Below are 22,767 nucleotides of genomic sequence, written 5' to 3'. Positions count from 1 at the left end.
GGTCGATATCGGATGGGTGGTTAGACCAATCCACGACGGGACAGACTACGACGGGAATGTGATGCCTGAGCCGCGATTCGCCGTCAACTGCTCGATCCTCCTGACCCGGCTGCCGCTGCGCGAGCGACTCGACGCCGTCCGCGCGGCGGGCTTCGAGGCGGCCGAGTTCTGGTGGCCGTTCCCCACCGCGACGCCCGGCGACGCCGAGATCGAGGCGTTCGTCGACGCGATCCGGGCGTCCGGGCTGCGACTGGCCGGGCTGAACCTGTTCGCCGGCGACATGCCCGGGGGCGACCGCGGCGTGGTGTCGTGGCCCGGCCGCGAGGACGAGCTGCTGGCCAGCGTTCGGGTGGCCGCCTACGTCGGCGCCGAGCTCGGCTGCCGCAACTTCAACGCGCTGTACGGCAATCGGCTGCCCGGCCGCGACCCCGCCGAGCAGGACGCCGTCGCCGACCACAACCTCGCCGCGGCGGCCGCCGGGCTGGCCGGCATCGGCGGCACGGTGCTGATCGAACCGGTCAGCGGCATCGACGCCTACCCCTTGCGCACGGCGGCGCAGGTGGTCGCCGTCGCCGACCGGGTCGGCGCCACCAACGTCGGACTGCTGCTCGACGTCTATCACCTGTCCATCAACGGCGACGACGTCGCTGCCGCGATCGAGCGGTTCCGCGACCGCGTCGCACACGTCCAGCTGGCCGACGCGCCCGGCCGGGGCGCGCCCGGCACCGGCACGCTGCCGCTGCGCGCCTGGGTCGACGACCTGCTCGCCGGTGGGTACGACGGATGGATGGCACTGGAACACGTGAGCGACGACGCGGACCCGTTCGCGTGGCGCGCGGAAGGGAGCTGGCGATGACGGCCATCGGCTTCATCGGACTGGGCGTCATGGGCGGGCCGATGGCGGCGAACCTGGTCAAGGCCGGGTTCGAGGTCACCGGGTTCAACCGCAGCCCGGAGAAGGTCCAGCGACTCGTCGACGCCGGCGGGCGGGGCGCGGCGTCGGCCGCGGACGCCGCCGAGGGCGCCGACGTCGTCGTCACGATGCTGCCCGACTCCCCCGACGTCGAGGCGGTACTGCTGGGCGACGGCGGCGTGCTGGACGGCCTGGCGCCCGGCACGGTCCTCGTCGACATGAGCACCATCCGCCCCGACGTCGCCCGGTCGCTGGCGGCTGCGGGCGCCGCCCGCGGGGTCGGCGTGCTGGACGCCCCGGTCAGCGGCGGTGAGCAGGGCGCCATCGACGCGACGCTGTCGATCATGGTGGGTGGCGAGGCGTCGACGTTCGAGGCCGCACGGCCGGTGCTCGACGCCGTCGGCCGCACCATCGTGCACGTCGGGCCGCCCGGCGCCGGCCAGACCGTCAAGGCGGCCAACCAGCTGATCGTCGCGGGCACCCTGCAGCTGGTCGCCGAGGCGCTGGTCTTCCTCGACGCCCACGGCGTCGACCGGTCCCGGGCGGTGGAGGTGCTGGCCGGGGGCCTGGCCGGCAGCGCCGTCCTCGACCGCAAGGCGGCGGCCATGCTGGGGCGCAACTTCCGGCCCGGCTTCCGGGTCGACCTGCACCACAAGGACCTCGGCATCGTCACCGCCGCCGCCCGCGAGGCCGGCGTCGCCATCCCGGCCGGCTCCCTCGCGGCGACGCTCATGGGCGCGCTGCGCGCCCAGGGCCACGGCGACCTCGACCACGGCGCCCTGCTGCTGCAGGTCGAGCAGCTCTCCGGGCGGTCGCCCGAGGAGTGATCAGCGCGCGGAGGCGCCGTCGAGGAACATGGTGGTGATGACGGCGCCGGCCTGCTCGATGCCGAGGCGATCGTGGCCGACCAGCTGCAGCGCCCGCTCGAGCAGCGCCGTGAACATCTCGAACAGCACCTCGGCCGGCACGTCCGCCCGTAGCTGGCCGTCGGCGACGCCGCGGCGGATCAGCTCGCGCACCGGCTCGGCCACCGCGCGGTCGAACTCGGCGGGGTCCTCGACGTAGGTCTTGCCGACGTGCACGACGGCGGCGTAGCGGCGGCCGGCCGCGATGAAGGCGCGCGCCGCCCGGGCGACGCCCTCGCGGAGCGGGACGGCGTCCAGCTCGGCGTCGGCGATGCGGTCGCGCAGCTCCTCGAACGCCACCCGGGTGAGGCCGAGCAGCAGTGCGTCGCGGGTCGGGAAGTAGCGGTACAGCGTGGCCCGGCCGACGCCGGCCGCCAGGGCGATGTCGGCCATGCTCGCCGACTCGCCGCGCTCGGCCAGCACCGCCGCCGCGGTGTCGAGGATGCCCGCGGCGATGCGGTCGCGCAGGGCAGGGTGCCGGACCATAGCGCCATCCTACGGGCGATGTCTCATTGCGAGATTGCCACGCCTCGTGTTGAGATAGTGATGTCTCATCATCAGACGGGAGCTTCTCGCATGACCACGACGACCCGGCGGCTCGGCCGCACCGACCTCGAGATCACCCCGATCGGGCTGGGCTGCCTGCCGTTCGGCGGCCCCGGACTCGCGAACCGCTACTACGCGACGCTCGACCAGACCGCCGCCACGGCGATCGTCCGCACCGCGCTCGACGGCGGCGTGACCTGGTTCGACACCGCCGAGATGTACGGCAGGGGGCACTCCGAGCGGACTCTGACGACGGCGCTGCGCAGCCTCGGCGTGGGCGGGGACGACGTCGTCATCGCCAGCAAGTGGACCCCGTGGTTCCGCACCGCGGCGAGCATCGGACGCACCATCGGCGACCGGCTGGAGGCACTGCAGGGCTACCCGCTCGGCCTGCACCAGATCCACATGCCGCACGGCGGCTTCTCCTCGATCGCCGCCCAGGTCCGCGCCATGGCCGACCTGCACCGGCAGCGGCGCATCGGCGCGGTCGGCGTCAGCAACTTCTCCGCCGCACAGCTGGAGCGCGCCCACGCCGTCCTCGCGGGCTACGGCATCCCGCTCGCGTCCAACCAGGTCCAGGCCAGCCTGCTGGAGCGGCGCATCGAGCGCGACGGCGTCCTCGACACCGCCCGGCGGCTCGGGGTGACGCTCATCGCGATGGCGCCGCTGCACACCGGGCTGCTCACCGGCCGGTTCCACGACGATCCCGGGCAGTTCCGCGACGTGCGACGGATCCGGCGGCGACTGGCCGGGTTCTCCCCCGCGACGCTCACCCGCACGGCGCCGCTGATCGACGAGCTGCGCACCCTCGCCGCCGCACACGGCGCGACGCCGAGCCAGGTCGCGCTGGCGTGGCTGACCAGCTACTACGGCGACACCGTCGTCGCGATCCCGGGAGCGTCGAAGCCGCGGCACGCCGAGGAGAGCGCCGGCGCCATGGCCCTGCGGCTCAGCGTCGCCGAGCTGGACCGCCTCGCCGCCGTCTCGGCACAGGTCACACCATGATCATCAAGGATCAATAGCGTGGTGACGCCACGGATCCTTGACAGTGACCGTTGTCCACAGATCGCGCACGGGGTCTGGCACAGCCACCGTCGCCCGACCAGGCTGGACGGGTGTCCGATCTCGATCAGCTGGCCGCGCTCCAGCACGGCGTCATCAGTCGCGCCCAGGTACTGGCCGCCGGCGTGACGGTCGACGCACTGCTGTGGTCGGTGCGATCCGGACGTTGGCGGCGCGTGCACGCCGGTGTGTATGCGACGTTCACCGGGCCGCTGCCCTACGCGGCGCAGGTGTGGGCCGCGATCCTGAGGGCTGGCCCAGGCGCGGCGGCCAGCCATGGGACGGCGGCGTTCCTCGACGGCTTGTGCGACGACGCCGGGCCGGTCATCCACGTGACCGTGCCCGCCGACCGGTACGTGGAGCCCCGCATCGACGGGGTCCGGGTGCACTTCGCCCACCGGTTGCCACGGACCCGGCACCCGTCCAAGAACCCACCCCGCACCCGGCTCGACGAGACCGTGCTCGACCTCGTCGACGTCGCCCCGCAGGCGCGCGACGCCGAGGGATGGGTGACCGCCGCCTGCCAACGTCGCCTCACCACCCCCGACCGGCTCGCCGACGCGCTCGCACGGCGCAAGAAGATCCGCTGGCGCCCCCTGATCGAGGCCATGCTCGCCGACGTCGCCCACGGCGCGCAGTCGCCCCTGGAGCTACGCCACCTGCGTCGCGTCGAGCGCGCCCACGGCCTCCCGGCCGGATGCCGGCAACGCCGCGTCGCCGGCACCCGCGTCGCCTGGATCGACGTCGACTACCAGCCCTACCGAGTCCGAGTCGAACTCGACGGACGCATCGGCCACACCGGCGAAGGCCGCTTCCGCGACCGCCGTCGCGACAACCACGCGACCGTCGACGGCCACGCCACCCTGCGCTACGGCCACGCCGACGTCTTCGGCGACCCCTGCGGCGTCGCCGAGGAGCAGGCGCGCGTGCTCAGAGCCCGCGGTTGGCCCGGCCACCCGCGGTCGTGCGGGCTGTCCTGCCGCGCCCTTGATCATCAAGGATCGGTGGGGTGATGACGCAGCGGATCCTTGATGATCATGAGACGGTGCCGGTGTAGGTGAGGACGAACGTCAGGCTCGGCACCAGGAACAGGACGGCCACGGCGACGATGCCGCGGAAGGTGCGCTCGGCCCGGACCAGCCGCCGGTAGGCGATCACCAGCAGCGGCACCAGCACGATCTCCATCGGCAGCATCGACCGCGGGATCACCACGTCCGCGGCCGACATGACCAGCGACAGCAGTCCGGCCGCCAGCCACAGCGCCAGTCCCAGCAGGTACGCCCGCCGCGGCCCGAGCCGCACCGCGACCGTCGTATAGCCGCTGATCCGGTCCGCCTCCAGGTCGGCCAGCGTCGTCGGGACGTAGAGCGCGGCGCCGACCAGCGTCCCGAGCACGGCCATCGGCCACGGGAACTCCGACAGCGGCTGCAGCAGCGACCACCCGGCCAGCTGCCCCGCGGCGCCGATGGCCAGCGCGTTGACGGCGACGTCGAAGCCCGGGCGGGCCTTGAGCCGCAGCGGCGGCGCGCTGTACGCCCAGCCGACCAGCAGCACGATCGCCGTCCCGAGCGCGAACAGCGGCCCCGCGAACAGCGCCGCCGCCACCGCGAGCGCACCGGCCACCAGCGCGATCACCTGCGCCGCGACGGGCGTCAATCGGCCGCCGACCAGCGGCGACCCGGCCTTGCGCGGGTTCAGCCGGTCGCCGCGCAGGTCGTGCGCGTCGTTGACGGCCAGCACCGAGATCCACACCAGTGGCCCGATCACCACCGCGCCGAGCGCCAGCACCGGCCAGTCCGCCACCGGCGGGACCAGCTGCCGGGTCGCCAGCACGACGCCCAGGTAGTACGGCACCAGCGAGACGAACCAGAACCACGGCCGGCCGATGGCGAGGACGTCGCCGGCCAGTTGACGAGGCCGGACCGGACCTGGGCGGGTGCGCACTGTCGTCATACCGACGATCTTCCGGTCCGCGCCGGCGCCCGGCCTCCCCCGCAGGAGGGAACGGTGCGTCCGGCGTTACCACCGGAGAGCTACCGCCCTGCCCGGTTGCGCGCTAGCGCAGGACCGGCACCAGCAGCCGGGACGTCGAGTGCACCGTGTTGACCGTGCCGGTGCCGACCGGCGTGTGGGTGAACTTCAGCATGGCGTGAGCGTTCCGGCTGGTGTCGTCGCTGGTCAGAGCGAGCCGGATGCGGTGGCCTCGGGCGAACCGGCGAGCGCCCGCGACCAGCGGGATCCGGTAGCGGACGGACTCGCCCGGCGGCACGGGATCGACGTGGCGTTGTGGCAGCACCGGCCGGCCGAGCGTGCTGGCCGCGTCGTCGACCTCGCGCAGGCCGGCGCGCAGCCAGCCCTGGGTGACATCGGTGGCGGTGCCGTCCGGCGCGACGTCCTGCAGCAGCGCGATCCACGCGGTGTCGGTGGCGCTGCTGGACGCCGAGAGCTGCAGCTCGCCGTGGCCGACCAGGTCGACGTCGGTGCTCAGCGGCCCGGAGGTCCAGGCGAGGACGTCCGGCACACCGGGCCCGGTCCGATCGGGGGTGGCGTACAGACGGTCGCCGGGGCGCTCGCTGCCGCCCAGGGTGCCGTCCGCGTTGAGCGCCAGTTCGGTGGGGTCGGCGACGGGCGGCCAGACGTCGCTGGTGTGCCACTCGTCGGCGCCGGGCAGCCAGTACCGGATCGGCGGGCCCTCCAGGGTGCCGGTGTCGCGGTCCTTGAGCCACTGGTCGAACCAGGCCAGTGCCTCGACGTGCATGCTCTCCCAGGGCCACGGCAGCCCGTGCTCGCCGAGGATGCCCATGCGGACGTTCGGGTTCGCGGCCAGCGCGTCCCACGCGGCGAAGGCGCCGGGCAGGTGCAGCGGCACGTTGGTCCACTCCGAGCCGAGGTAGACGGGGATGTCGACGTCGGCGAGCAACGGGGCCACGTCGCGCTCGTCCCACCACTCGTCGCGCGTCGGATGGTCGACCGCGATGGAGTTCAAGAGGTCGTTCCACGGGTGGTCGGGGTACGGCAGTCGGGCGGCCGCGCGCAGCGTTCGCACGACGGTCTCACCGCCGGTGTCGGCGAACCGGCGGTGGACGGAGGGGGCGGCGAACACCCGGCGCAGCAGGTCGGCCACCGGGCCGCGATACACGGCGTCGCCGTGGGCCGAGAGCACGCCGAGCGTCCGCAGCCACGGGGTGATGAACGCGTTGCTGAACAGCCCGTGGTGGTAGGCCGCGTCCCACAGCGACACGGTGACGTCGAACGGGAACACGGCCTTCAGGTGCGGCGGCCGCTGGCTCGCGGCGGCCAGCTGGGTCATCGCGTAGTAGCTGATGCCGATCATGCCGACGGTGCCGTCGCACCAGGGTTGCGCCGCGACCCACTCGACCAGGTCGTACAGGTCGCGGCGTTCCTGGTCGTCGAAGATGCCCCAGGTGCCGCCCGAGCCCACGGTGCCGCGCAGGTTGGCGATGACGTGGACGTACCCGCGCGGCACCCAGAAGTCACTGGCGCCGGCCTCGATCACGCCCGCCGGCGCGCCGAGGTCCTGGAGCTGGCGCGGGTACGGTGCCGCCGCCAGCAGCGCCGGGAACCGCCCGCCGGCGGCCGGCCGGCGGACGTCGGCCAGCAGGACCGTGCCGTCGCGCATCGGTATGCCCACATCGCGCTGGCCCACCATGTGATGGGTCGCCTCGGAGAGGTTGCGGTACTCCCTGCCGGTCGTCTGCGGGCCGTTGAGCCGCCGTTGGCCGTCCGCCGTCCCGGCCGCCGTGGTGTGCGTGGTCTGCGCCATGGGTCCCACCCCGTTTCCCCCAGGGCCTCAGCACCACCGTACGGCCGGATGACGGGGGTGACGGGGCGAGGCGGCGGCCCGATTTCAGCCCGCGGCCAGCCCCCCGGCCAGCCGCTCGGCCGCGGCCTCCGCCGTGACCCGGGCGGCGCCGTGGGTGAGCAGATAGTGCTCGCCCAGCACCTCGGGCAGCGGGTTGACGTCGTGGTCGACGACGATGAGGTCCGGCCGGGCGGCCCGGGCGGCCTGGACGACCGCGACCTGCCACGGGCGCCGTCGCACGCCGCGGACGCCGACGACGAGCCGGCGCTCGGGCAGCGCCGCGAGCACCGCGTCGCGGTCGGCCGTCGACTCCGTCAGCCGGGCGAGGACGGTGCCCGGGACGCGGTCGACCAGGTGCCGGCCGATGCCCCACGGGATGGGACCGGCGGCGATGGTGGGGTCGTCGTCGAGCTCGACCACCAGTGGCGGCGCGGTGAGCGTGACGTCGCCGTGGACGGTGACGGCGCGCCGTGCGGCGTCGGTGGCCGACCCGTGCAGCACCGGCGACGGCGACGCGTCGCGCACCCAGCGGCGCAGCGCGCGGACCCGGCCGGCCGCCTCGGCCAGCCGCTCCTCCGGGAGCCGTCCGGTGCGCACGGCGTCGACCAGGGCGGACACCATCGACTCGAGCGTCTCGGGGTCCACGGTGTCGCCACCCACGCACAGCGCGTCGACGCCGGCCAGCAGGGCCAGCACCGCGCCCTCCGGGTGGCCGACGGTCTGGCTGATGGCGTGCATGTCCATGCCGTCGGTCATGACCAGGCCGTCGTAGCCGAGCTCGTCGCGCAGCACGCCCGTGACGACCGGCCGCGAGAGCGTGGCCGGACGGTCGCCGTCGATGGCGGGGAACCGGATGTGCGCCGTCATGACGATCTTGACGTCGGCCTTCACCGCCGCCCGGAAGGGCGGCAGGTCGCGGGCCTGGATGACGTCCAGCGGGTCGTCGATGGACGGCACCGTGAGGTGGCTGTCCTCGCTGGTGCCGCCGTGGCCCGGGAAGTGCTTGGCCGTGGCGCCGACACCCTGCGCCTGCTGCCCCGCGATGTACGCGGCGACGTGCCGCGCGACGAGGTCGGGGTCGAAGCCGAACGAGCGGACCCCGATGACCGGGTTCAGCGGGTTGGAGTCGACGTCGGCGACGGGCGCGAAGTTGAGGTCGATGCCACAGGCCCGCAGCCGCGCGGCCACCTCGGCCGCCACCCGCTCCGTCGCCTCCGGGTCGTCCAGCGCGCCGAGCGCAGCGTTGCCGGGCAGCATGGACCCGGCCGCGACGTCGAGCCGCGTGACGTCGCCGCCCTCCTCGTCGATGCCGATCAGCAGGTCCGGGTTGATCGCGTGCAGCGCGCCGGTGAGGGCGGCCACTCCGGCGTCACCGCGGTCGGGGTCGACGTTGCGGCCGAACAGCACGACGCCGCCGAGACCCTCGGCCGCCATGGACGCCAGCCACGGCGGGACCTCGTGAGCACCGAGGAAGCCAGGGAACAGCGTGGCGAGGGCGAGGCCTCGCAGGTCACTCGCGTTCATGTCAGCCCTTCACCGCCCCGGACACCAGACCCGAGGTCATGCGGTGCTGGACGAGCAGGAAGAAGATCATCACCGGCACCGCCACGAGGACGGATCCGGCCATGATACCGGCCCAGTCACTGACGCGGTTCGCCTCCGTGAACGAGCGCAGCCACAGTGGAAGAGTCATGTTCTCCGGTCTTGTCATGATCACGAGGGAGAGGGTGAACTCGTTCCAGGCCTGCAGGAACGCGTACACCCCGCTGGCCACCAGACCCGGCGCCAGCAGTGGGAAGGTGATGCGGAAGAACGCCTGCAGCCGGCTGCAGCCGTCCACCAGCGCCGCCTCCTCCAGGTCGCGCGGGACGCCGTTGACGAACCCGCGCAGCATCCAGATGGTGAACGGCACCACCGCCGCGATGTAGAGCAGCGACAGGCCGATGACGCTGTTCAGCAACTGCCAGCCCTCCAGCAGTTTGAACTGCGAGATGAACAGGCCCTCGGCCGGGATCATCTGGATGATCAGGACGGCCAGGATGAAGCTGCGCCGGCCCTTGAACCGGAACCGCGACAGCGCCAGCGCGGCCAGGAACGCGAACAGCAGGGCCGCGACGACCGTGATCCCGGTGACCATCGCGCTGATCCGCAGCGTGTCGAAGAAGTTGCTGTCGAACACGCGGCCGTACGCCGACAGCGTCCCGTTCAAGGGCAGGAAGCTCGGCTCGGCGGCGCGGATCCGGTTGTACGGCAGGAAGGAGCTGTTGAGCATCCAGTAGACCGGGAACATCCAGATCAGCGCGATGACGACGGCCAGCGCGCCGAACGCCCGCTGCCGCGTGCGGGTGCGCGTACTCACAGCTCCTCCTCGCGGACCAGAACCCGGACGTAGTACAGGCTCAGCACGACCGTCAGCAGCAGCACGAACCATGACGCGGCCGCCGCGAGCCCGAACTCGCCCTCGCCCAGCCCGAGCCGGTAGATGTACGTGCCGATGAGGTTCGTCTGGGCGGTGATGCCGCCGGCGTCCTGCAGCACGAAGATCTGGGTGAACACCTTCAGGTCCCAGATGATCTGCAGCAGCATGACGATCAGCAGCACCGGCTTCACCAGCGGGACGGTCACGGCGCGGAACCGTGCCCACGCCGACGCGCCGTCGATCTCCGCCGCCTCGTACAGCTCGCCGGGCACCTGCGTCAGGCCCGCGTAGACGGCGAACGCGACGAACGGCACGCTCATCCAGACCACGATCACCGTCGCGACGACGAAGAACGACAGCTGGTCGATCAGCCACGAGTGCCCGGCGAACCGGTCGAACCCGAGGTTCACCAGCAGCCAGTTGATGACGCCGTACTGCGAGTCGAACAGCCACTGCCACACCGTCAGCGACGCGAGGTGCGGCATCGCCCACGCCAGCAGCAGCCCGATCTGCAGGATCAGCCGCGGTCCGCGCCCGATCACCGTCATCAGCACCGCCAGCGCGACCCCGATCACCATCGTGATGGCGGCGTTGGCGAAGCAGAACACGATCGACCGGAGGATGACCGTCCACAGGTACGAGTCGGTGACCAGCGTGACGTAGTTGTCCAGGCCGACCCACTCCGCCGGCTGCCCGAACTGCTGGGCCAGGCCGTACTCCTGGAACGACATCACCGCCTGGCGGTAGAGCGGGTAGCCGAGCGCGGCGACCAGGATCGCCAGCGCCGGCAGCAGCAGCACGTACGGCAGCGGCGAGCGTCGAGGCCGTCGGGGCCGGCGGGGTGCGACGTCACCCGCCGGCCCCCGGCCGGTCGGTGGGTCGAGCGGCGGCTCGTGCGGCGAGGCCGCGGGGATCGGCCGGCCGGGTCCCTGGTCCCGGCCGGCCGCCCCCGCCGCCTTAGCCGAGCTGGTCGGCGATGGCGGCATCGGCGTCCTCAGCCAGCTGCTGCACGTCGCCGCCGTTGGCGATGGCGACGAACAGGTCCTCGAGCACGCGGGAGCCCTCGACGGTGGCCCAGGCGGCGGCCGCAGGGGTCAGCTTGGCGTTCGTGACGGCCTCGATCGTGGCGGCGGCGAACTCGTCGGTGCCCAGGCCGTCGGCCAGCGAGACCTTCGCCGGCGTGAGGCCGTTCTCGGCGTACTGGCTCTGGAACTCGTCGCTCAGGATCAGCTCGAGCAGCTTCGCGGACAGCTCCTGGTTCGGCGACTTGGCGGAGACGGCGACGTTCGAGCCGCCGAGCAGGACCGGGGCCGGCTCGCCGTCGGTGCCGGGCAGGGCGAAGACGCCGACGTTCGCCATCAGGTCCGGGCAGCCGATCTCCGGGTCCTCGAGACTGCCGCGCAGCCAGCCCGGCCGCAGCGCCATGCCGACCTCACCGGCGCAGAACGGGACGTGGCCATCGGCCTCGTTGCCGTCCTTCGGCGCACCGGAGGCCTCGGTGAACAGGCGCTGCACCAGCTGCAGGCCCTCCTGCGACTCCGGGCTGGAGAGGGCGCCGCTCCACTCACCGCCGTCCTCGACGGCGAAGTCGCCGCCCGCGTCCCACAGGAACGCGGCGCCGTCACGCCAGTCCTGGCCCGGCAGCCAGAAGCCGGAGAAGTTCGGCACGCTCGCGTTGTCCTGCTTCAGCTTCACCGCCGCGTCGACGAACTCCTGCATCGTCGTCGGCACCTCGAGGCCCGACGCCGCGAAGAGGTCCTTGCGGTAGAAGACGTAGGACGAGCCGGCGTACAGCGGGACGGCATACGTGCTGCCGTCGGCGCTGCCCGCGTCGACGAAGCCCTGCAGCAGGTCGTCGCCGCCCAGGTCCGGCAGCAGGTCGGTGATGTCGGTGAACGCCCCGACCGTCGTGAACGTCGGCGCCTGCGTGTTGCCGACCTCGACCACGTCCGGGGTCTCGGACTCGCTGCCCAGCGACGTCGTCAGACGGTCGACCAGGCCCTCCCACTCCTGCTCCTCGATCGTCAGCGTCGAGCCCGGGTTCTGCTCCTCGAACTCGGCGACCAGCCAGTCGCGCATCGACTGAGGCGTGTCCGGGCCGTTGAGCCACAGCCGCAGGTCGGCGGGCTCCGGCGTACCGGCGGATTCGCCGCCGGCGGCGGGTTCGGTGCTGTCGTCGCCGTCGCCGCCACATGCGGAGAGGGCGAGCGCCGCGGCGGCCAGGCCGGCGGTGAGACGAAGTGCTCTGTTCACGGCGGTTCCTCCGGTTCGGCCCGAGCAGGGCGCGTGACGGTGAACTGGAAGCTAACCTTCCAGTAATTGTGCCTACTGTAAGGTTTCTTGCCAGTCTGGGTGATCACGTTTCCGTAACGTCCCGCCACGGACCAGGTTGATCATGGAGAAGACAACGTTTCGGGCCGCGAGTGCGGCCGGGGGTGCGTTACTCCGTCGAGGCGAAGAGGGTCTGCCGGGCGTGCTCGACCGCGGTCAGCACGGCGCCGCGCAGCACCGGGGCGCCGGGGACGGTCGTCGGGACGACGCGGGGGTTGACCGGGGCGATGCGCCGGACGTCGTCGCCGACCATGTCGCACAGCCGCTCCCCACCCGCCGCCCCCACCTCACCGGCCACGACCACGAGCGCCGGGTCGACGACCGCGCACACCGAGGCGACACCGAGCGCCAGCCGATGCGAGAACGCCTGCAGGAAACCGTCGGCCGCCGCGCCACCGCCGGCCAGGGCGGCCCGGACCGCGGCGGCCGCGCCGTCGGCGACGATGCCGTACTCGCCGGCGAGTTCGTCGACGGCGCCGGCGCCGACCAGTGCCTGGAACGCACCCCTCGCCGGCCGCTCGACGCTGGCCGGGGACGGGACGCCGGGCATGGGGAGGTAGCCGATCTCGCCGGCCGCGCCGGTCGCGCCGCGGTGCAGGTGGCCGCTGAGCACGACCGCCAGGCCCACGCCGCGGCCGACCCACAGCAGCACCATGTCGTCGACGTCGCGGCCGGCGCCCTCGGAGCGCTCGGCGACGGCGGCGAGGTTGACGTCGTTCTCGAACGTGACGTCGCAGCCGAGGTCGGCCGCGAGCAGGTCGCGCATGCCGCGGTGCCAGCCGGGGAGGTCGAAGGAGAGTTCGATGTCGCCGGTCGAGGGGTCGACGACGCCGGGCATGCCGATGACGACGTCGTCGACGTCGGCCAGGGCGATGCCGGCATCGTCGGCCGCGGCCAGCGCCATGTCGTGCACCAGCCGGCGGGCGTCGGCGTCGCCGGCGGCGGTGATCTCGGCCGCGACCGGCGCCGTCACGGTGCCGATGACCGCGCCGGTGACGTCGGCGACCGCCGCCTCGGCGACGTCGGGGTTCAGCTCGACCCCGATGGAGTACGAGCACCCGGGCCGGACGGCGTACAGCTCGGCGTTGGGCCCGCGGCCGGCCGACCGCGTGCCGACGACCTCCACGAGGTCGCGCCCCTGCAGCCGTGCGAGCAGCTGCGACGCGGTCACCTTGGACAGGCCGGTCATGCGGCCGAGGTCGACGCGCGTCAGCGGCCCGGCGGCGAGCAACAGCTCGAGCGCGCTGCGGTCGTTCATCGCCCGCAGCAGGCTCGGAGTGCCAGGTCGTTGCGACACGTCTGTTCGCTCCATCCGGAAAGAGACCTTCCGGTGAAAAAGATTACCGATCCGAGGCCGCGCCGCGCGACCCCCACACCCTAAGGTCGCGTCATGACCGACCAGGTCTTCCTGATCACCGGCGCGTCCCGCGGCATCGGCGCCGCCGTCGCCCGGCGGGCCGCGGCCGCCGGGTACCGTCTCGTCCTCGTCGGCCGGACGCCCGGCCCGCTCGAGGCCCTGGCCGACGAGCTCGGCGGGCCGTCCCGGGCGCTCGCCCGCGTCGCCGACGTCACCGACTGGGCGGCGCTGACCGGCGTCGTCGCCGAGGTCGAGCGGGTGTGGAGCCGGCTGGACGTCGTCCTCGCGAACGCCGGCGCCAGCGTCGTCACGTCCTTCCTCGGCGACGGCGGAGCGCCGCCGGAGGACTGGCGCGACCTCGTCCTCACGAACGTCCACGGACCGGCGCTGACCGCCCGTGCGACCCTCCCGGCGCTGCGCACGACGAAGGGCCACCTGCTGCTCACCGGCTCGGCCGCCGGGCGCACCGTCCGGCCCGGCAACCTCTACTCCGCGACGAAATGGGCCGTCACCGGCCTGGCGCAGGCGATCCGCGCGGAGTGCGTCGACACCGGCATCCGGGTCACGCTGGTGCAGCCGGGCCTCGTCGACACGGAGTCGATCCCGCCGAGCCGCGTGGACGACCCCAAGCTCGACCCTGACGACGTCGCCGCCGCCGTCCTCTACGCCATCGGGCAGCCGCCGCACGTCGACGTCAACGAGATCGTCGTCCGGCCGGTCGGTCAGCGGCACTGAGCCGGTCAGGACAGCGCGACGTACGCGTCCTCGCCGACACCGCGCTGCCCGATGCGCCACACCGCGCCGTCGACGTCGTCGAGCGGCACCTCGACACAGACGTTGGCGATCTGCTGCACCGTGGCGGGCAGGAAGGTCGACATGTTCATCGGGTTGTCGGGCACGCACGGCTGTGTGTAGCGCTCGCCGGACGCCCCCTGCACCGTGAACTCCAGCCCGCCGAACGCCTCCAGCGCCTGTCCCTGCTGATAGGTCGAGACGAGGTCGAACTCGGCGACCATGTACGTCCAGCCCGCCTCGGGCCCGCCGAGATCGGGCCGGGCGGGGTCGGCCGAACCCTCGCGCTGCTCGGACGGGCCCACCGTCAAGGTCCACCGTTCGAAGGCGATCGGCTCGCCCACCGGCAGCGGCGTCTCGGGCACGCCGTAGCGTCCGCTCGGCGGCGCCTCGGTGGTGCCGGATGGGTCGGCGGCGCCTGACGGCACGCTGCCGCCGTCGTCATCGTCGGAGGAGGACGAACAGGCGGTGCCGACCAGGGCGACGGCGGCGACGACGGCGACGGTCCACGTCAGGGTCTTCGACATGCCGGAGCAGCCTATCGGTCCGGGTGGACAGACGGCCCACCTCGGATGGCATGCTGTCCCGATGACCGCCGGGCCCGAGCTGACCATCGATCAGCTCGCCGGCGACGCCGCCGTCGAACGGCTCTACCGGCAGGTCTTCGCGGTGCTCGCGCGCGAGTCCGGCGCGATGATCAGCGACCTCGAACTGCTCGACGTCGACGAGGCGATCCTCGACGCGTTCGCCGACGCCGGGCGCGACGGCCTCACCGTCGACCAGGCGGCCGCGGCCTGCCGGCCGATCGCCCCGAGCCTGATCCACCGCCGGTTCGAGGTGCTGCGCGAGTACGGCGCCATCAGCAAGGTCGTCGAGCGCCCCAACGAGCGGTTCCACCGGGCGGCGTTCGCGCCGTACGTCATGCTGCTGTTCCTGCGCCGGCTGGCCGAGCAGGGCGGCCAGGCCGAGCTGCACCAGCTGCTGACGCTCGAGCACGTCAGTGTCACCGCGCCCGACGCCGAGCCCGAGACCGGGCAGACCACGATCAGCCGGCTGACCAGGATCTTCCGCCACCTCGGCAACGAGCTGGCCATCCTGGCCGCCGGCAGCACCGCCGAGCAGCTGGGCGACCACGCGCAGCTGCTCTGGGGCAACAAGGGCCTGATCAGCCAGGCCGAAGAGGTCCACACCGTCGTGCTGACCCGCTGGCCGCAGCTGGACCGCGAGTGCACCGCGCTGCGGGTCGCGCTGGCCGCCTACGGCGACGCCGTCGAGAAGGCGGCCGGGCGGCTGATCGAGCGGGCCGGGACGACGCGCGCGCTCGGGCTGCTGTCGGTCGAGACGTGGCTGAGTTTCGCCCGGACGGCCGACGAGGACGACCTCGCCGGCGTGCTGGACACCTTCGTCTTCGACGCGCCGGCGCCGTGGTTCTCGCCGAACCTGCTCACCGAGGCGGTCGAGAGCGGCCGCGGCGCGAACACCGTCCGCCAGCCGCCACCCCGCCCCGAAGGCGCCACGGCGCCACCGCCCGACGACATCCGCCCGGCCGACGACGCCGCGAACCTGGGCGAGACCGCCGAGCGACTGCTCGGCGACGGCGACGCGATAGCGGTCGCCGACGTGCTCGACGGCGCCGGCGACTGGCCGGCCGCGCGCCGGCTGCTCGCCGACCTCACGGCGATCCACCACCATCCCGATCTCGCCTACGAGCTGACCTGGTCCGACGGCCTGCGCGTCGACCCCGGCGGCGAGCCGTCGTGGGTGTCCGACGGGACGTTCCGCCGCGGCCGCGCCGGGGACGCCGCCTGACATGAGCACCGACGACACCGCCCTCTGGTGGGCGCGGCACCGCGCGGCCGGTCCGCAGCGCGTCCCACCCGCCAGCGCCCACCCCACCGGCATGATCCGCCTGGTCGAGCCCGACGCGAGCGCCGTCTGGCTGCTGCCCGAGCTGCCCGACAACGCCCGCCCGGACGTGCTCGACGAGCTCGGGCTGCCGGGTGTCGCCGTCGACCAGCCGAACGACACCGCGCGTGTGCTGGCCGCCTGTCTGCGCTGCTGCTGGACCGAGCCCAGCGGCCCGGTCTGGCCCGCCGTCCCGGCGCCGTTCGACCACGTCATCGGCGTCTTCCGGGGCATCACCGGCAGCCGCGACGAACGCGCGCTGCATGCCGCCGCGATGGGCGCCGTCCGCCGGCTGGCCGGCGCCGGCTGGGTGCTGTTCGACGAGGACACCCGCGTCGTCCGGCTCGGGCCGCGGGTCGCGTCGTGGAGCGCCGCCGAGCTGAGCACCCTGCGCGAGCTGTGGCGCTCGCTGCCCGCACCGCCCGCGGGGGCCGCATGAGCACCGTCTTCGACAGCGCCCTCGCCGAGCTGAACGAGCGCCACCGCGACGAGGTGCTGGCCGCGTTCGCCGCGCTGGAGCACGGCCGCGAGCCGGTGCCCGAGGCGCAACTGCTCGCGCTGCGCGACGCGACCGTCCGCCGCGACCTGCAACGGCTGCTGTACCGCCTCGGCCGGACGCTGGTCCGGGCCGGCAGCACGCACTGGACGTCCGGGTTCCGCGACGACGTCACGGAGCGGCTGGCCGCCGAGGGCGCCACCGCGCAGTCGCGCATGGACCGCGCCGTCCTGGTACTGGTGCTCGTCCACTCCGTCGCGATCCCGCGCAGCCAGGGGCTGGTCAGCGGCGACTCGTGGACGTCGGCGCACCCGACGTCGGTCGACGAGCTGACCCGGTACACGCAGTTGCCGCGCGGCGAGATCCGGCCGTCGCTGCAGCGGCTGCGGGCCGCCGGGCTGGTGCAGATCGCCCCGCCGCGCGGCCGGTCCGCGGTCGTCGACGGCCCGGCCTACCTGCCCGGACCGGCGCTGCACCGGCTCACCAAGGCGGCGCGCGAGCGGCTGGAGCACGAGCTCATCCTGGCCGCCGCGCCGGACAGCCCACTGGCGGCGGCGATCCGGGCCCGCCGCCCGGCACCGGCCCCGGCACCGCCCCCGAAGGCGCCGGCCGGCCAGGCAGAACCGGCGGCTCCGGCCGACGAGACGAGCACACCCGAGAGGAACGAGGACACGTGAGCGCTGCCGCACCGGGCGCCTTCGACGTCGTCGGCGAGCGGGTGCTCGTCGGCGTCCAGGTCGTCGACATCTCCCGGCTGTCCACCCACCCGGTCCCGATGATCGGCCAGGGGCTGGTCACGGTCGCCGGGCAGGGACCGAAGGACTCCAACGGCGCCGGGAAGTCCTCGTTCATCGCCGCGCTGAGCCTGCTGCACGCCGACGAGCAGTGGAAGCTGGCCAGCGGCGCCGCGGGAGCGGCCGAGCTGCTGTTCACCGCCGAGCTGGCCGCGCAGGAGGGCCGCTGGTCCAACGTCGACCGCGGCTACGTCATCGGCGTCTTCGCGCCGCCCGGCGGCAGCGCGCCGCAGGACGACGCCGTCACCGTCTGGCTGCGCATCAACCGCAAGGCGCCCTACCTCGACCTGCGCTGGACCGGCGGACTGCACGTCCCGTACGGCGCGACTGAGTCCGAGCGGGCCGCACGGGTCGACGAACTGTGGGCGCAACTGCCGCGCAGCAACGGCCGCACCGACTTCCACGCCGGTCAGCTGTCGCGGGTGCTGTTCGGCCAGAACGCGCGCTGCGTGTCGTTCCTGTCGACGTCGGTGCGCTCCAGCCAGGCGGCGAACCTGCTGGCCCAGCCACTGAACGACCTCCCGCCGCACCGCATCTTCGACGCCATCGCCACGCTCACCGGGCTGGACCGCGAGCTGGAGCACGAGCAGGTGCTCCGCTCGGCGGAGCACCGGCACCGCAGCGAGGTCGAGGAGACCGAGCGGCAGATCGCCGAGTGGGAGAGCGAGGTCGCCGTCATCGAGGCCGGCATCGCCCGCCGGCTCGCGGCCCGTGAGCTGCTCGGCGAGGCGCGGACGGCCTGGCGGTCGCGGTGCGCGCGACACCTGCTCGACGGCGTCGAGCGGACGTCGGAGCTGCGGCAGGCGCTGGCCGAGCTCGACGACACCGAGGCGGCGCTTCGCCAGGAGCTCGACGGCGTCGAGGACCGGCTGGCCGCGCTGACCGACGACGACGAGTCCGCGCGCCGGTTCGAGGTCGCCCAGCGCAAACGCAACGAGCTGATCGCTCGCGACCGCGAGCTGGAGGCCGCCCAGCTGGCCGCCACCCAGCACTTGGAAAGACTCAGCTCGGCTGTCCGATCGCTCACCGACGAGGCACGCGCCACCGACGGCCGCACCCCGGACGTCGCCGCCACGGAGCTGGCGCAGGCGCGGACGGCGCTGGAGGAGGCGATCGCCGGGCAGGCCGTCGCCCGGGCCGCGGCGAACGAGGCGGGCCGCAGGGTCACGGCGGCCGAGTCCGGCGACGACGTCGCCGCCGAGCAGGTGGAACGGCTGCGTGCGGCCGGCGTCGACGCGGCCGCGCTGGTCGACGTCGTCGCCGTCGACCCCGCCGAACGCGACGTGTGGGAGCCGCGGCTGTCGCCGTACCGCGAGGCGGTGGTGGTCGGCCGGAAGGACGCGACGAAGGCGGCGAAGGCGCTGGCCGGGCTGCCCGGGTCGCTGCTGGTGCTGGCCGACGGCAAGCGCGACCTCACGACCTTCCTCGACGCCGTCGCCGCGCGGGCCGGCAAGGGCGCCGTCGTCGACGAGGCGGCCGGGGTGCTGGCCATCGGCGGGTTCGCCGAGCCGATCACCGGCCAGCCGGCCCGCGTCGCCGCCGCGCAGGAGGCGCACCGCGAGCTGACCGAGGCGCTCGACGCGGCCGTCACCGTCGTCGAGCAGGCCCGGACCACACTGGCCCGGGCCGAGACCCGCGCCAAGGCCGCCGACGCCGCCGAGCGGGCCGCGGCACTGCAGGACGAGATCGGCGACCTGCGCGCGGCCAACGCGGAGCGCCAGGAACACCGCGACGCGCTCGCCCCCGACCTGACCGCGGCCGAGTCGGCATACGCCCACGAGCTGGGCGTGCACAACTCGCGCGAGGAGCGCATCACCAGCCTGCGCGACACCCGCAAGCGGCTGACGGTGACGCTGCGCGACAAGGGGAACGAGCGGATCGAACTGATCGAGGAGCGCGACGGCCTCGCCCTGCTCGACCGCGAGAAGGCCTGGGGCGACTCCCCCGACGCCGCGCGCCGCCACCTCGTCGAGCTGCCCGCCGATCTGCAGTCCCGCACCACCACGGCGTGGGACGAGGACGCCACGCGCCTGACCGACGAGGTCGCCGTCCGCTGCTTCCCGCCCGGCACGCCGCCGGAGGAGCTGACCGCGGAGCTGCGCGAGCTGCTCGTCACGCCGAACTGGTCCGGCGCGGCGCTGGAGACGCGCGTCTCGCTGGTCGCGGCCCTGCTGCGGGCGCTGGACACCCACCTGCGTGACCACGAGGACCACGACCGGCACCAGCTCAAGCAGATCGCCGAGCAGCGTTCCCGGCGCACCGCCGACCTCGACGCCGCGCGGCTCGGGTACAGCGAGGCGGAGCAGACGGTGCGCGCGCACCGCACGTCGCTGGCGGCCGGTATCAAGACCATGCTGAAGAAGGTGGCCACCGAGTTCGACCGGCTGGACCAGGAGTACGGCGGTTACGGCGCCGGCCTGGACTACCCCGAGCCCGAGCCGCCGTCGGAGCCGGACAAGCCGTGGCGGTGGACGGTCAGCCCGAAGTGGCGGCGCGCCGAGGGCCAGCGGATGTCCGCGTACACGCTGCGCAGCAACACCGCCCAGATGGACGAGAAGGCGGTCAAGCTGGTCTGCGCCGCGGCGCTGGCCCGCGGTGGCGACCGGCCGCTGCTGCTGATCCTCGACGAACTCGGCCGCAACCTCGGCAAGCAGCACCGCCGCGAGGCCGTCGCGCTGTTCGAGCGCATCGGCAACGACCACAACATCACCGTCGTCGGCGCCCTGCAGGACGACATGGAGCGCTACGCCATCGAGGCGTCCGGCCTCTACGTCAAGCTGCGCCGCCGCTCGGACACCATGGCCTACAACGAGGAGCCGGTCGTCGTCGGCAACGACGCCAACACCGACCGCGTCGAGCTGCTGCGCTCGTGGATGTCCTCCTACCGCCCCGGCACCCTGGACGTCGAGGGCGCCGGTACCGCGTGATCGAGCCGTACGCCCACGGCCTGCTCGAGGTCGGCGACGGGCACCGCGTGTACTGGGAGGAGTGCGGCAACCCCGAGGGCCGGCCCGCGGTGGTGCTGCACGGCGGGCCGGGCAGCGGCTGCTCCCCGGCGCACCGCGGCCTGTTCGACCCGGCGGTCTACCGCATCGTGCTGCTCGACCAGCGCGGCTGCGGCCGCAGCACGCCGCGCGTCCTGGACCACCGCGCCGACCTGTCCGCCAACCACACCTGGGCGCTGGTCGACGATCTCGAGCGGCTGCGCGAGCACCGCGGCATCGACCGCTGGCTGGTGCTCGGCGGGTCGTGGGGCAGCACGCTCGGGCTGGCCTACGCGCAGGCGCATCCGGACCGCGTGACGGCGATGGTGCTGACCAGCGTCGCGCTGCTGCGTCCGGACGAGGCCGACTGGCTCTACGGCGGCGGCGCCGGGCGGTTCTTCCCCGAGGCCTGGTCGGCTTTCAGCGCGCCGACGCCCGCGGCGACCGGTGCCGGCGCGGTGTTCGAGGCGTACCACCGGCTGCTGCACGACCCCGATCCCGCCGTCCGCGACGGGGCCGTGGCGGCCTGGTGCGCGTGGGAGGCGGCGACGCTGAGCCTGCACCCGGACCCGCACGCCACCTCGGCGCTCGCCGACCCGCGGTTCGCGGCGACGCTGGTGCGGCTGGCGCTGCACTACTTCCGCCACGACGGCTGGCTGACGGAGAACCAGCTGCTGCGCGACGCCGATCGGCTGAGGGGCATCCCCGGCGTGCTGGTGGCCGGCCGCGGCGACGTGCAGACCCCGGTCCGCACGGCGTGGGAGCTGGCCCGGACCTGGCCCGACGCCCGCCTCGTCGTCGCCGACGCCGGCCACGCCTCCGCCGAGGGAACGGTCGCCGCCGAGCTCCGCCACGCCACCACCGCCCTCGCCACCTGACAACGCCACCGACCCCACCCCCCGTGTACGGCCCAGCGCGACGCCGCGCCTCACAGCGCGAAGCAGAGACATACGCTCGAAGCGTGACCACGCACGTGAACGACCCCCACACCATTCGCCGTCTCCTGACAACCCCCGCGACCTGGGCGGTCGTCGGCCTGTCGCAGAACCGGGAACGGGCGGCGTACGGGGTCGCGCGGTTCGTCCGCGACCACCTCGGCATGACGATCGTGCCGGTGAACCCGCGCGCCGAGGACGCTCACGGCACGACCGGCTACAAGACGCTGGCCGACGTGCCGGGACCGGTCGACGTCGTGGACTGCTTCGTGAACAGCCGGCGGGTCGGTGAGGTGGTCGACGACGCCATCGCGGAAAAGGAGCGACTCGGCATCACGGCCGTCTGGCTGCAGCTGGGCGTCGTCGACGAGGAGGCGGCGCAGCGGGCGAAGGCGGCCGGACTGGACGTCGTCATGGACACCTGCCCCGCCATCGAGGCGCCGCGCGCCGGCGTCTAGTACGAGCGCGTCGCCGCGACGTCCTCCAGCGTGCGGGCCTGCGACCACAGGCTCTCGAACGCGATCTTCAGGGTCGCCGCGAGCGCCTCGTGCTGCACGACGAGCGTCGTCACGGAGCCGTCGCCCTCGGCGGAGTCGGGCATGTTGAACGTCACCGACCGGCCGTCGACGATGGTCAGTTTGAGCGGCAGCTCAGTGGTGAGCCTGATCTGCTCGCCCAGCGTCGCCCACGTCCGTACCCGCTCGGCCATCTGCGGGTCGTCGAGGATGGACGTCTCGTAGATGGCCCGATGCACGATGCCCGGCGGCACCGCGTCGGTCGACGGCGTCGACGCGCCCAGGTAGGGCGGGTGGACGAACGTCAGCACCTCGTGCCGGGCGTCGGCCCACAGCTGCTGCACCCGCTCGACGGCGTGCTCGCGGTCGCGCAGCACCTCGACGTAGTCCAGCGGGTGGCCGTGGTCCTGTCCGCGCTGGAAGAGCGACCGCAGCCGGCCGGCGATGTCGGTGGACGCCTGCGCCAGCCGGTCCAGCTCGCGCCGGCGCACGGCGAGGAGCAGGTCGGTGACGTGGTCCGGCGGCTGCGCACGGTAGCGCACCGCCTGGCCGGGCACCTGCACCACCAGCCCGCGCTCGGACAACGTCGCCAGGACGTCGTACGCGCGCTGCCGCGGAACGGACGTCATGCGCGAGATCTCCGCCGGGGTGGCGTCGCGGCGGCCGACGAGAGCGACGTAGGCCCGCGCCTCGTAGCTGGTCAGGCCGAGGTCGACCAGCCCGGCGACGTTCGCGGCGGTATCCATCGGCTCACCCTAGTCTGTCACCATTGACAGTGGTGACAGGGTTCGTCTAGTTTCACCGGTTACCGGACAGCTCGTGACAATGTGCATCTCCGCACGTCATCTGCCGGGAAGGCACGCTTCGTAGGAGGCCGGTGATGCCGACGCCAACGCGTTGTCACCGGCGCCGCACCTCCACCCAGCCAGCACGTACGCGCGTACAGCAGACCCGCCGCCACCACACCCCGGACCGGCCGGCGGGTTCGTC

The 22,767-nt window shown here is 73.6% G+C and carries 21 protein-coding genes; 11 read left to right on the top strand and 10 right to left on the bottom strand.

Going from position 1 to position 22,767, the window contains the following annotated elements; genetic code table 11:
* The first annotated feature begins 61 nt into the window (after positions 1–61).
* Positions 62–856 (top strand): hydroxypyruvate isomerase family protein, encoded by a 795-nt coding sequence (locus tag DZA62_RS02790; RefSeq protein ID WP_116947548.1) that lies wholly within the window; start codon positions 62–64, stop codon positions 854–856.
* Positions 853–1,740 carry a 2-hydroxy-3-oxopropionate reductase gene (locus DZA62_RS02785; protein WP_232827226.1) on the top strand — a complete coding sequence of 296 codons (888 nt, stop codon included), beginning with the start codon at positions 853–855 and terminating at the stop codon, positions 1,738–1,740. The genes DZA62_RS02790 and DZA62_RS02785 overlap by 4 nt, the downstream gene beginning before the upstream one ends.
* Here DZA62_RS02785 and DZA62_RS02780 read toward each other — a convergent pair whose 3' ends face one another.
* Positions 1,741–2,304 (bottom strand): TetR/AcrR family transcriptional regulator, encoded by a 564-nt coding sequence (locus DZA62_RS02780; RefSeq protein WP_116947217.1) that lies wholly within the window; start codon positions 2,302–2,304, stop codon positions 1,741–1,743.
* A gap of 90 nt (positions 2,305–2,394) precedes the next feature.
* On the opposite strand from DZA62_RS02780, the gene DZA62_RS02775 reads away from it, so the two are divergent.
* Both DZA62_RS02775 and DZA62_RS02770 read left to right on the top strand, forming a co-directional pair.
* Positions 2,395–3,369 carry an aldo/keto reductase gene (locus DZA62_RS02775; protein WP_116947216.1) on the top strand — a complete coding sequence of 325 codons (975 nt, stop codon included), beginning with the start codon at positions 2,395–2,397 and terminating at the stop codon, positions 3,367–3,369.
* Positions 3,370–3,479: 110 nt separating this feature from the next.
* On the top strand, positions 3,480–4,439 hold the full coding sequence (locus tag DZA62_RS02770; protein ID WP_198663349.1) for a type IV toxin-antitoxin system AbiEi family antitoxin domain-containing protein: 960 nt from the start codon (positions 3,480–3,482) through the stop codon (positions 4,437–4,439).
* 22 nt (positions 4,440–4,461) lie between these two features.
* On the opposite strand, the gene DZA62_RS02765 is transcribed toward DZA62_RS02770, so the two are convergent.
* The 7 genes from DZA62_RS02765 to DZA62_RS02735 all read right to left on the bottom strand — a co-directional run bounded on the left by DZA62_RS02765 (position 4,462) and on the right by DZA62_RS02735 (position 13,311).
* Positions 4,462–5,379, bottom strand: a complete 918-nt coding sequence (locus DZA62_RS02765) for a UbiA family prenyltransferase (protein ID WP_198663348.1) — start codon at positions 5,377–5,379, stop codon at positions 4,462–4,464.
* A 103-nt stretch (positions 5,380–5,482) separates the two neighbouring features.
* Entirely contained in the window at positions 5,483–7,210 is a 1,728-nt protein-coding gene (locus tag DZA62_RS02760; RefSeq protein ID WP_116947215.1) for a CocE/NonD family hydrolase, read from the bottom strand.
* Between the two features lie 84 nt (positions 7,211–7,294).
* Positions 7,295–8,773 (bottom strand): glycoside hydrolase family 3 protein, encoded by a 1,479-nt coding sequence (locus tag DZA62_RS02755; RefSeq protein ID WP_116947214.1) that lies wholly within the window; start codon positions 8,771–8,773, stop codon positions 7,295–7,297.
* A gap of 1 nt (position 8,774) precedes the next feature.
* The gene (locus tag DZA62_RS02750; RefSeq protein ID WP_198663347.1) at positions 8,775–9,608 is read right to left on the bottom strand and encodes a carbohydrate ABC transporter permease; all 834 of its coding nucleotides are present in this window, start codon (positions 9,606–9,608) and stop codon (positions 8,775–8,777) included.
* Positions 9,605–10,462, bottom strand: a complete 858-nt coding sequence (locus DZA62_RS02745) for a carbohydrate ABC transporter permease (protein WP_408618069.1) — start codon at positions 10,460–10,462, stop codon at positions 9,605–9,607. Before DZA62_RS02745 ends, DZA62_RS02750 begins: the two co-directional genes overlap by 4 nt.
* Positions 10,463–10,625: 163 nt before the next feature.
* A complete protein-coding gene (locus DZA62_RS02740) occupies positions 10,626–11,921 on the bottom strand; it encodes an extracellular solute-binding protein (RefSeq protein WP_116947211.1) in 1,296 nt (431 codons plus the stop codon).
* A gap of 187 nt (positions 11,922–12,108) precedes the next feature.
* Positions 12,109–13,311: an ROK family transcriptional regulator gene (locus tag DZA62_RS02735; protein WP_116947210.1), complete on the bottom strand. Its 1,203-nt coding sequence runs from the start codon at positions 13,309–13,311 to the stop codon at positions 12,109–12,111.
* Between the two features lie 78 nt (positions 13,312–13,389).
* On the opposite strand from DZA62_RS02735, the gene DZA62_RS02730 reads away from it, so the two are divergent.
* The gene (locus DZA62_RS02730; RefSeq protein WP_116947209.1) at positions 13,390–14,091 is read left to right on the top strand and encodes an SDR family oxidoreductase; all 702 of its coding nucleotides are present in this window, start codon (positions 13,390–13,392) and stop codon (positions 14,089–14,091) included.
* A gap of 5 nt (positions 14,092–14,096) precedes the next feature.
* On the opposite strand, the gene DZA62_RS02725 is transcribed toward DZA62_RS02730, so the two are convergent.
* Complete coding sequence (locus DZA62_RS02725; protein ID WP_116947208.1) at positions 14,097–14,675, bottom strand: hypothetical protein; 579 nt, start codon at positions 14,673–14,675, stop codon at positions 14,097–14,099.
* Positions 14,676–14,736: 61 nt separating this feature from the next.
* Between DZA62_RS02725 and DZA62_RS02720 the strand changes: the two genes are divergently transcribed.
* The 6 genes from DZA62_RS02720 to DZA62_RS02695 all read left to right on the top strand — a co-directional run bounded on the left by DZA62_RS02720 (position 14,737) and on the right by DZA62_RS02695 (position 21,720).
* The gene (locus DZA62_RS02720) at positions 14,737–15,957 is read left to right on the top strand and encodes a hypothetical protein (protein ID WP_116947207.1); all 1,221 of its coding nucleotides are present in this window, start codon (positions 14,737–14,739) and stop codon (positions 15,955–15,957) included.
* Position 15,958: 1 nt separating this feature from the next.
* Positions 15,959–16,492: a hypothetical protein gene (locus DZA62_RS02715; protein ID WP_116947206.1), complete on the top strand. Its 534-nt coding sequence runs from the start codon at positions 15,959–15,961 to the stop codon at positions 16,490–16,492.
* Positions 16,489–17,226 carry a hypothetical protein gene (locus DZA62_RS02710; RefSeq protein ID WP_198663344.1) on the top strand — a complete coding sequence of 246 codons (738 nt, stop codon included), beginning with the start codon at positions 16,489–16,491 and terminating at the stop codon, positions 17,224–17,226. Before DZA62_RS02715 ends, DZA62_RS02710 begins: the two co-directional genes overlap by 4 nt.
* Positions 17,223–20,270 carry a coiled-coil domain-containing protein gene (locus DZA62_RS02705; RefSeq protein WP_116947205.1) on the top strand — a complete coding sequence of 1,016 codons (3,048 nt, stop codon included), beginning with the start codon at positions 17,223–17,225 and terminating at the stop codon, positions 20,268–20,270. Before DZA62_RS02710 ends, DZA62_RS02705 begins: the two co-directional genes overlap by 4 nt.
* Positions 20,267–21,205, top strand: a complete 939-nt coding sequence (pip, locus tag DZA62_RS02700) for a prolyl aminopeptidase (protein ID WP_116947204.1) — start codon at positions 20,267–20,269, stop codon at positions 21,203–21,205. Before DZA62_RS02705 ends, pip begins: the two co-directional genes overlap by 4 nt.
* An 83-nt stretch (positions 21,206–21,288) precedes the next feature.
* Positions 21,289–21,720 (top strand): CoA-binding protein, encoded by a 432-nt coding sequence (locus tag DZA62_RS02695; protein ID WP_116947203.1) that lies wholly within the window; start codon positions 21,289–21,291, stop codon positions 21,718–21,720.
* Here the strand turns inward: DZA62_RS02695 and DZA62_RS02690 are convergent.
* A complete protein-coding gene (locus tag DZA62_RS02690; RefSeq protein ID WP_116947202.1) occupies positions 21,717–22,523 on the bottom strand; it encodes a TrmB family transcriptional regulator in 807 nt (268 codons plus the stop codon). The two genes, DZA62_RS02695 and DZA62_RS02690, sit on opposite strands and share 4 nt — an antisense overlap.
* Positions 22,524–22,767 lie beyond the last annotated feature (244 nt).

Source organism: Jiangella endophytica, assembly GCF_003427025.1.
Classification (GTDB): Bacteria; Actinomycetota; Actinomycetes; order Jiangellales; family Jiangellaceae; genus Jiangella; species Jiangella endophytica.
The sequence above is the reverse complement of the archived record's forward strand: the minus strand, read 5'-3'. Positions and strand labels throughout refer to the sequence as shown.

Bases quoted from the DNA above. Each gene is read 5' to 3' on its own strand.
- DZA62_RS02790 (WP_116947548.1), top strand. From the start codon at position 62: ATGCCTGAGCCGCGATTCGCCGTCAACTGCTCGATCCTCCTGACCCGG.
- DZA62_RS02785 (WP_232827226.1), top strand. From the start codon at position 853: ATGACGGCCATCGGCTTCATCGGACTGGGCGTCATGGGCGGGCCGATG.
- DZA62_RS02780 (WP_116947217.1), bottom strand. From the start codon at position 2,304: ATGGTCCGGCACCCTGCCCTGCGCGACCGCATCGCCGCGGGCATCCTC.
- DZA62_RS02775 (WP_116947216.1), top strand. From the start codon at position 2,395: ATGACCACGACGACCCGGCGGCTCGGCCGCACCGACCTCGAGATCACC.
- DZA62_RS02765 (WP_198663348.1), bottom strand. From the start codon at position 5,379: ATGACGACAGTGCGCACCCGCCCAGGTCCGGTCCGGCCTCGTCAACTG.
- DZA62_RS02760 (WP_116947215.1), bottom strand. From the start codon at position 7,210: ATGGCGCAGACCACGCACACCACGGCGGCCGGGACGGCGGACGGCCAA.
- DZA62_RS02755 (WP_116947214.1), bottom strand. From the start codon at position 8,773: ATGAACGCGAGTGACCTGCGAGGCCTCGCCCTCGCCACGCTGTTCCCT.
- DZA62_RS02735 (WP_116947210.1), bottom strand. From the start codon at position 13,311: ATGGAGCGAACAGACGTGTCGCAACGACCTGGCACTCCGAGCCTGCTG.
- DZA62_RS02730 (WP_116947209.1), top strand. From the start codon at position 13,390: ATGACCGACCAGGTCTTCCTGATCACCGGCGCGTCCCGCGGCATCGGC.
- DZA62_RS02725 (WP_116947208.1), bottom strand. From the start codon at position 14,675: ATGTCGAAGACCCTGACGTGGACCGTCGCCGTCGTCGCCGCCGTCGCC.
- DZA62_RS02720 (WP_116947207.1), top strand. From the start codon at position 14,737: ATGACCGCCGGGCCCGAGCTGACCATCGATCAGCTCGCCGGCGACGCC.
- DZA62_RS02715 (WP_116947206.1), top strand. From the start codon at position 15,959: ATGAGCACCGACGACACCGCCCTCTGGTGGGCGCGGCACCGCGCGGCC.
- DZA62_RS02710 (WP_198663344.1), top strand. From the start codon at position 16,489: ATGAGCACCGTCTTCGACAGCGCCCTCGCCGAGCTGAACGAGCGCCAC.
- DZA62_RS02690 (WP_116947202.1), bottom strand. From the start codon at position 22,523: ATGGATACCGCCGCGAACGTCGCCGGGCTGGTCGACCTCGGCCTGACC.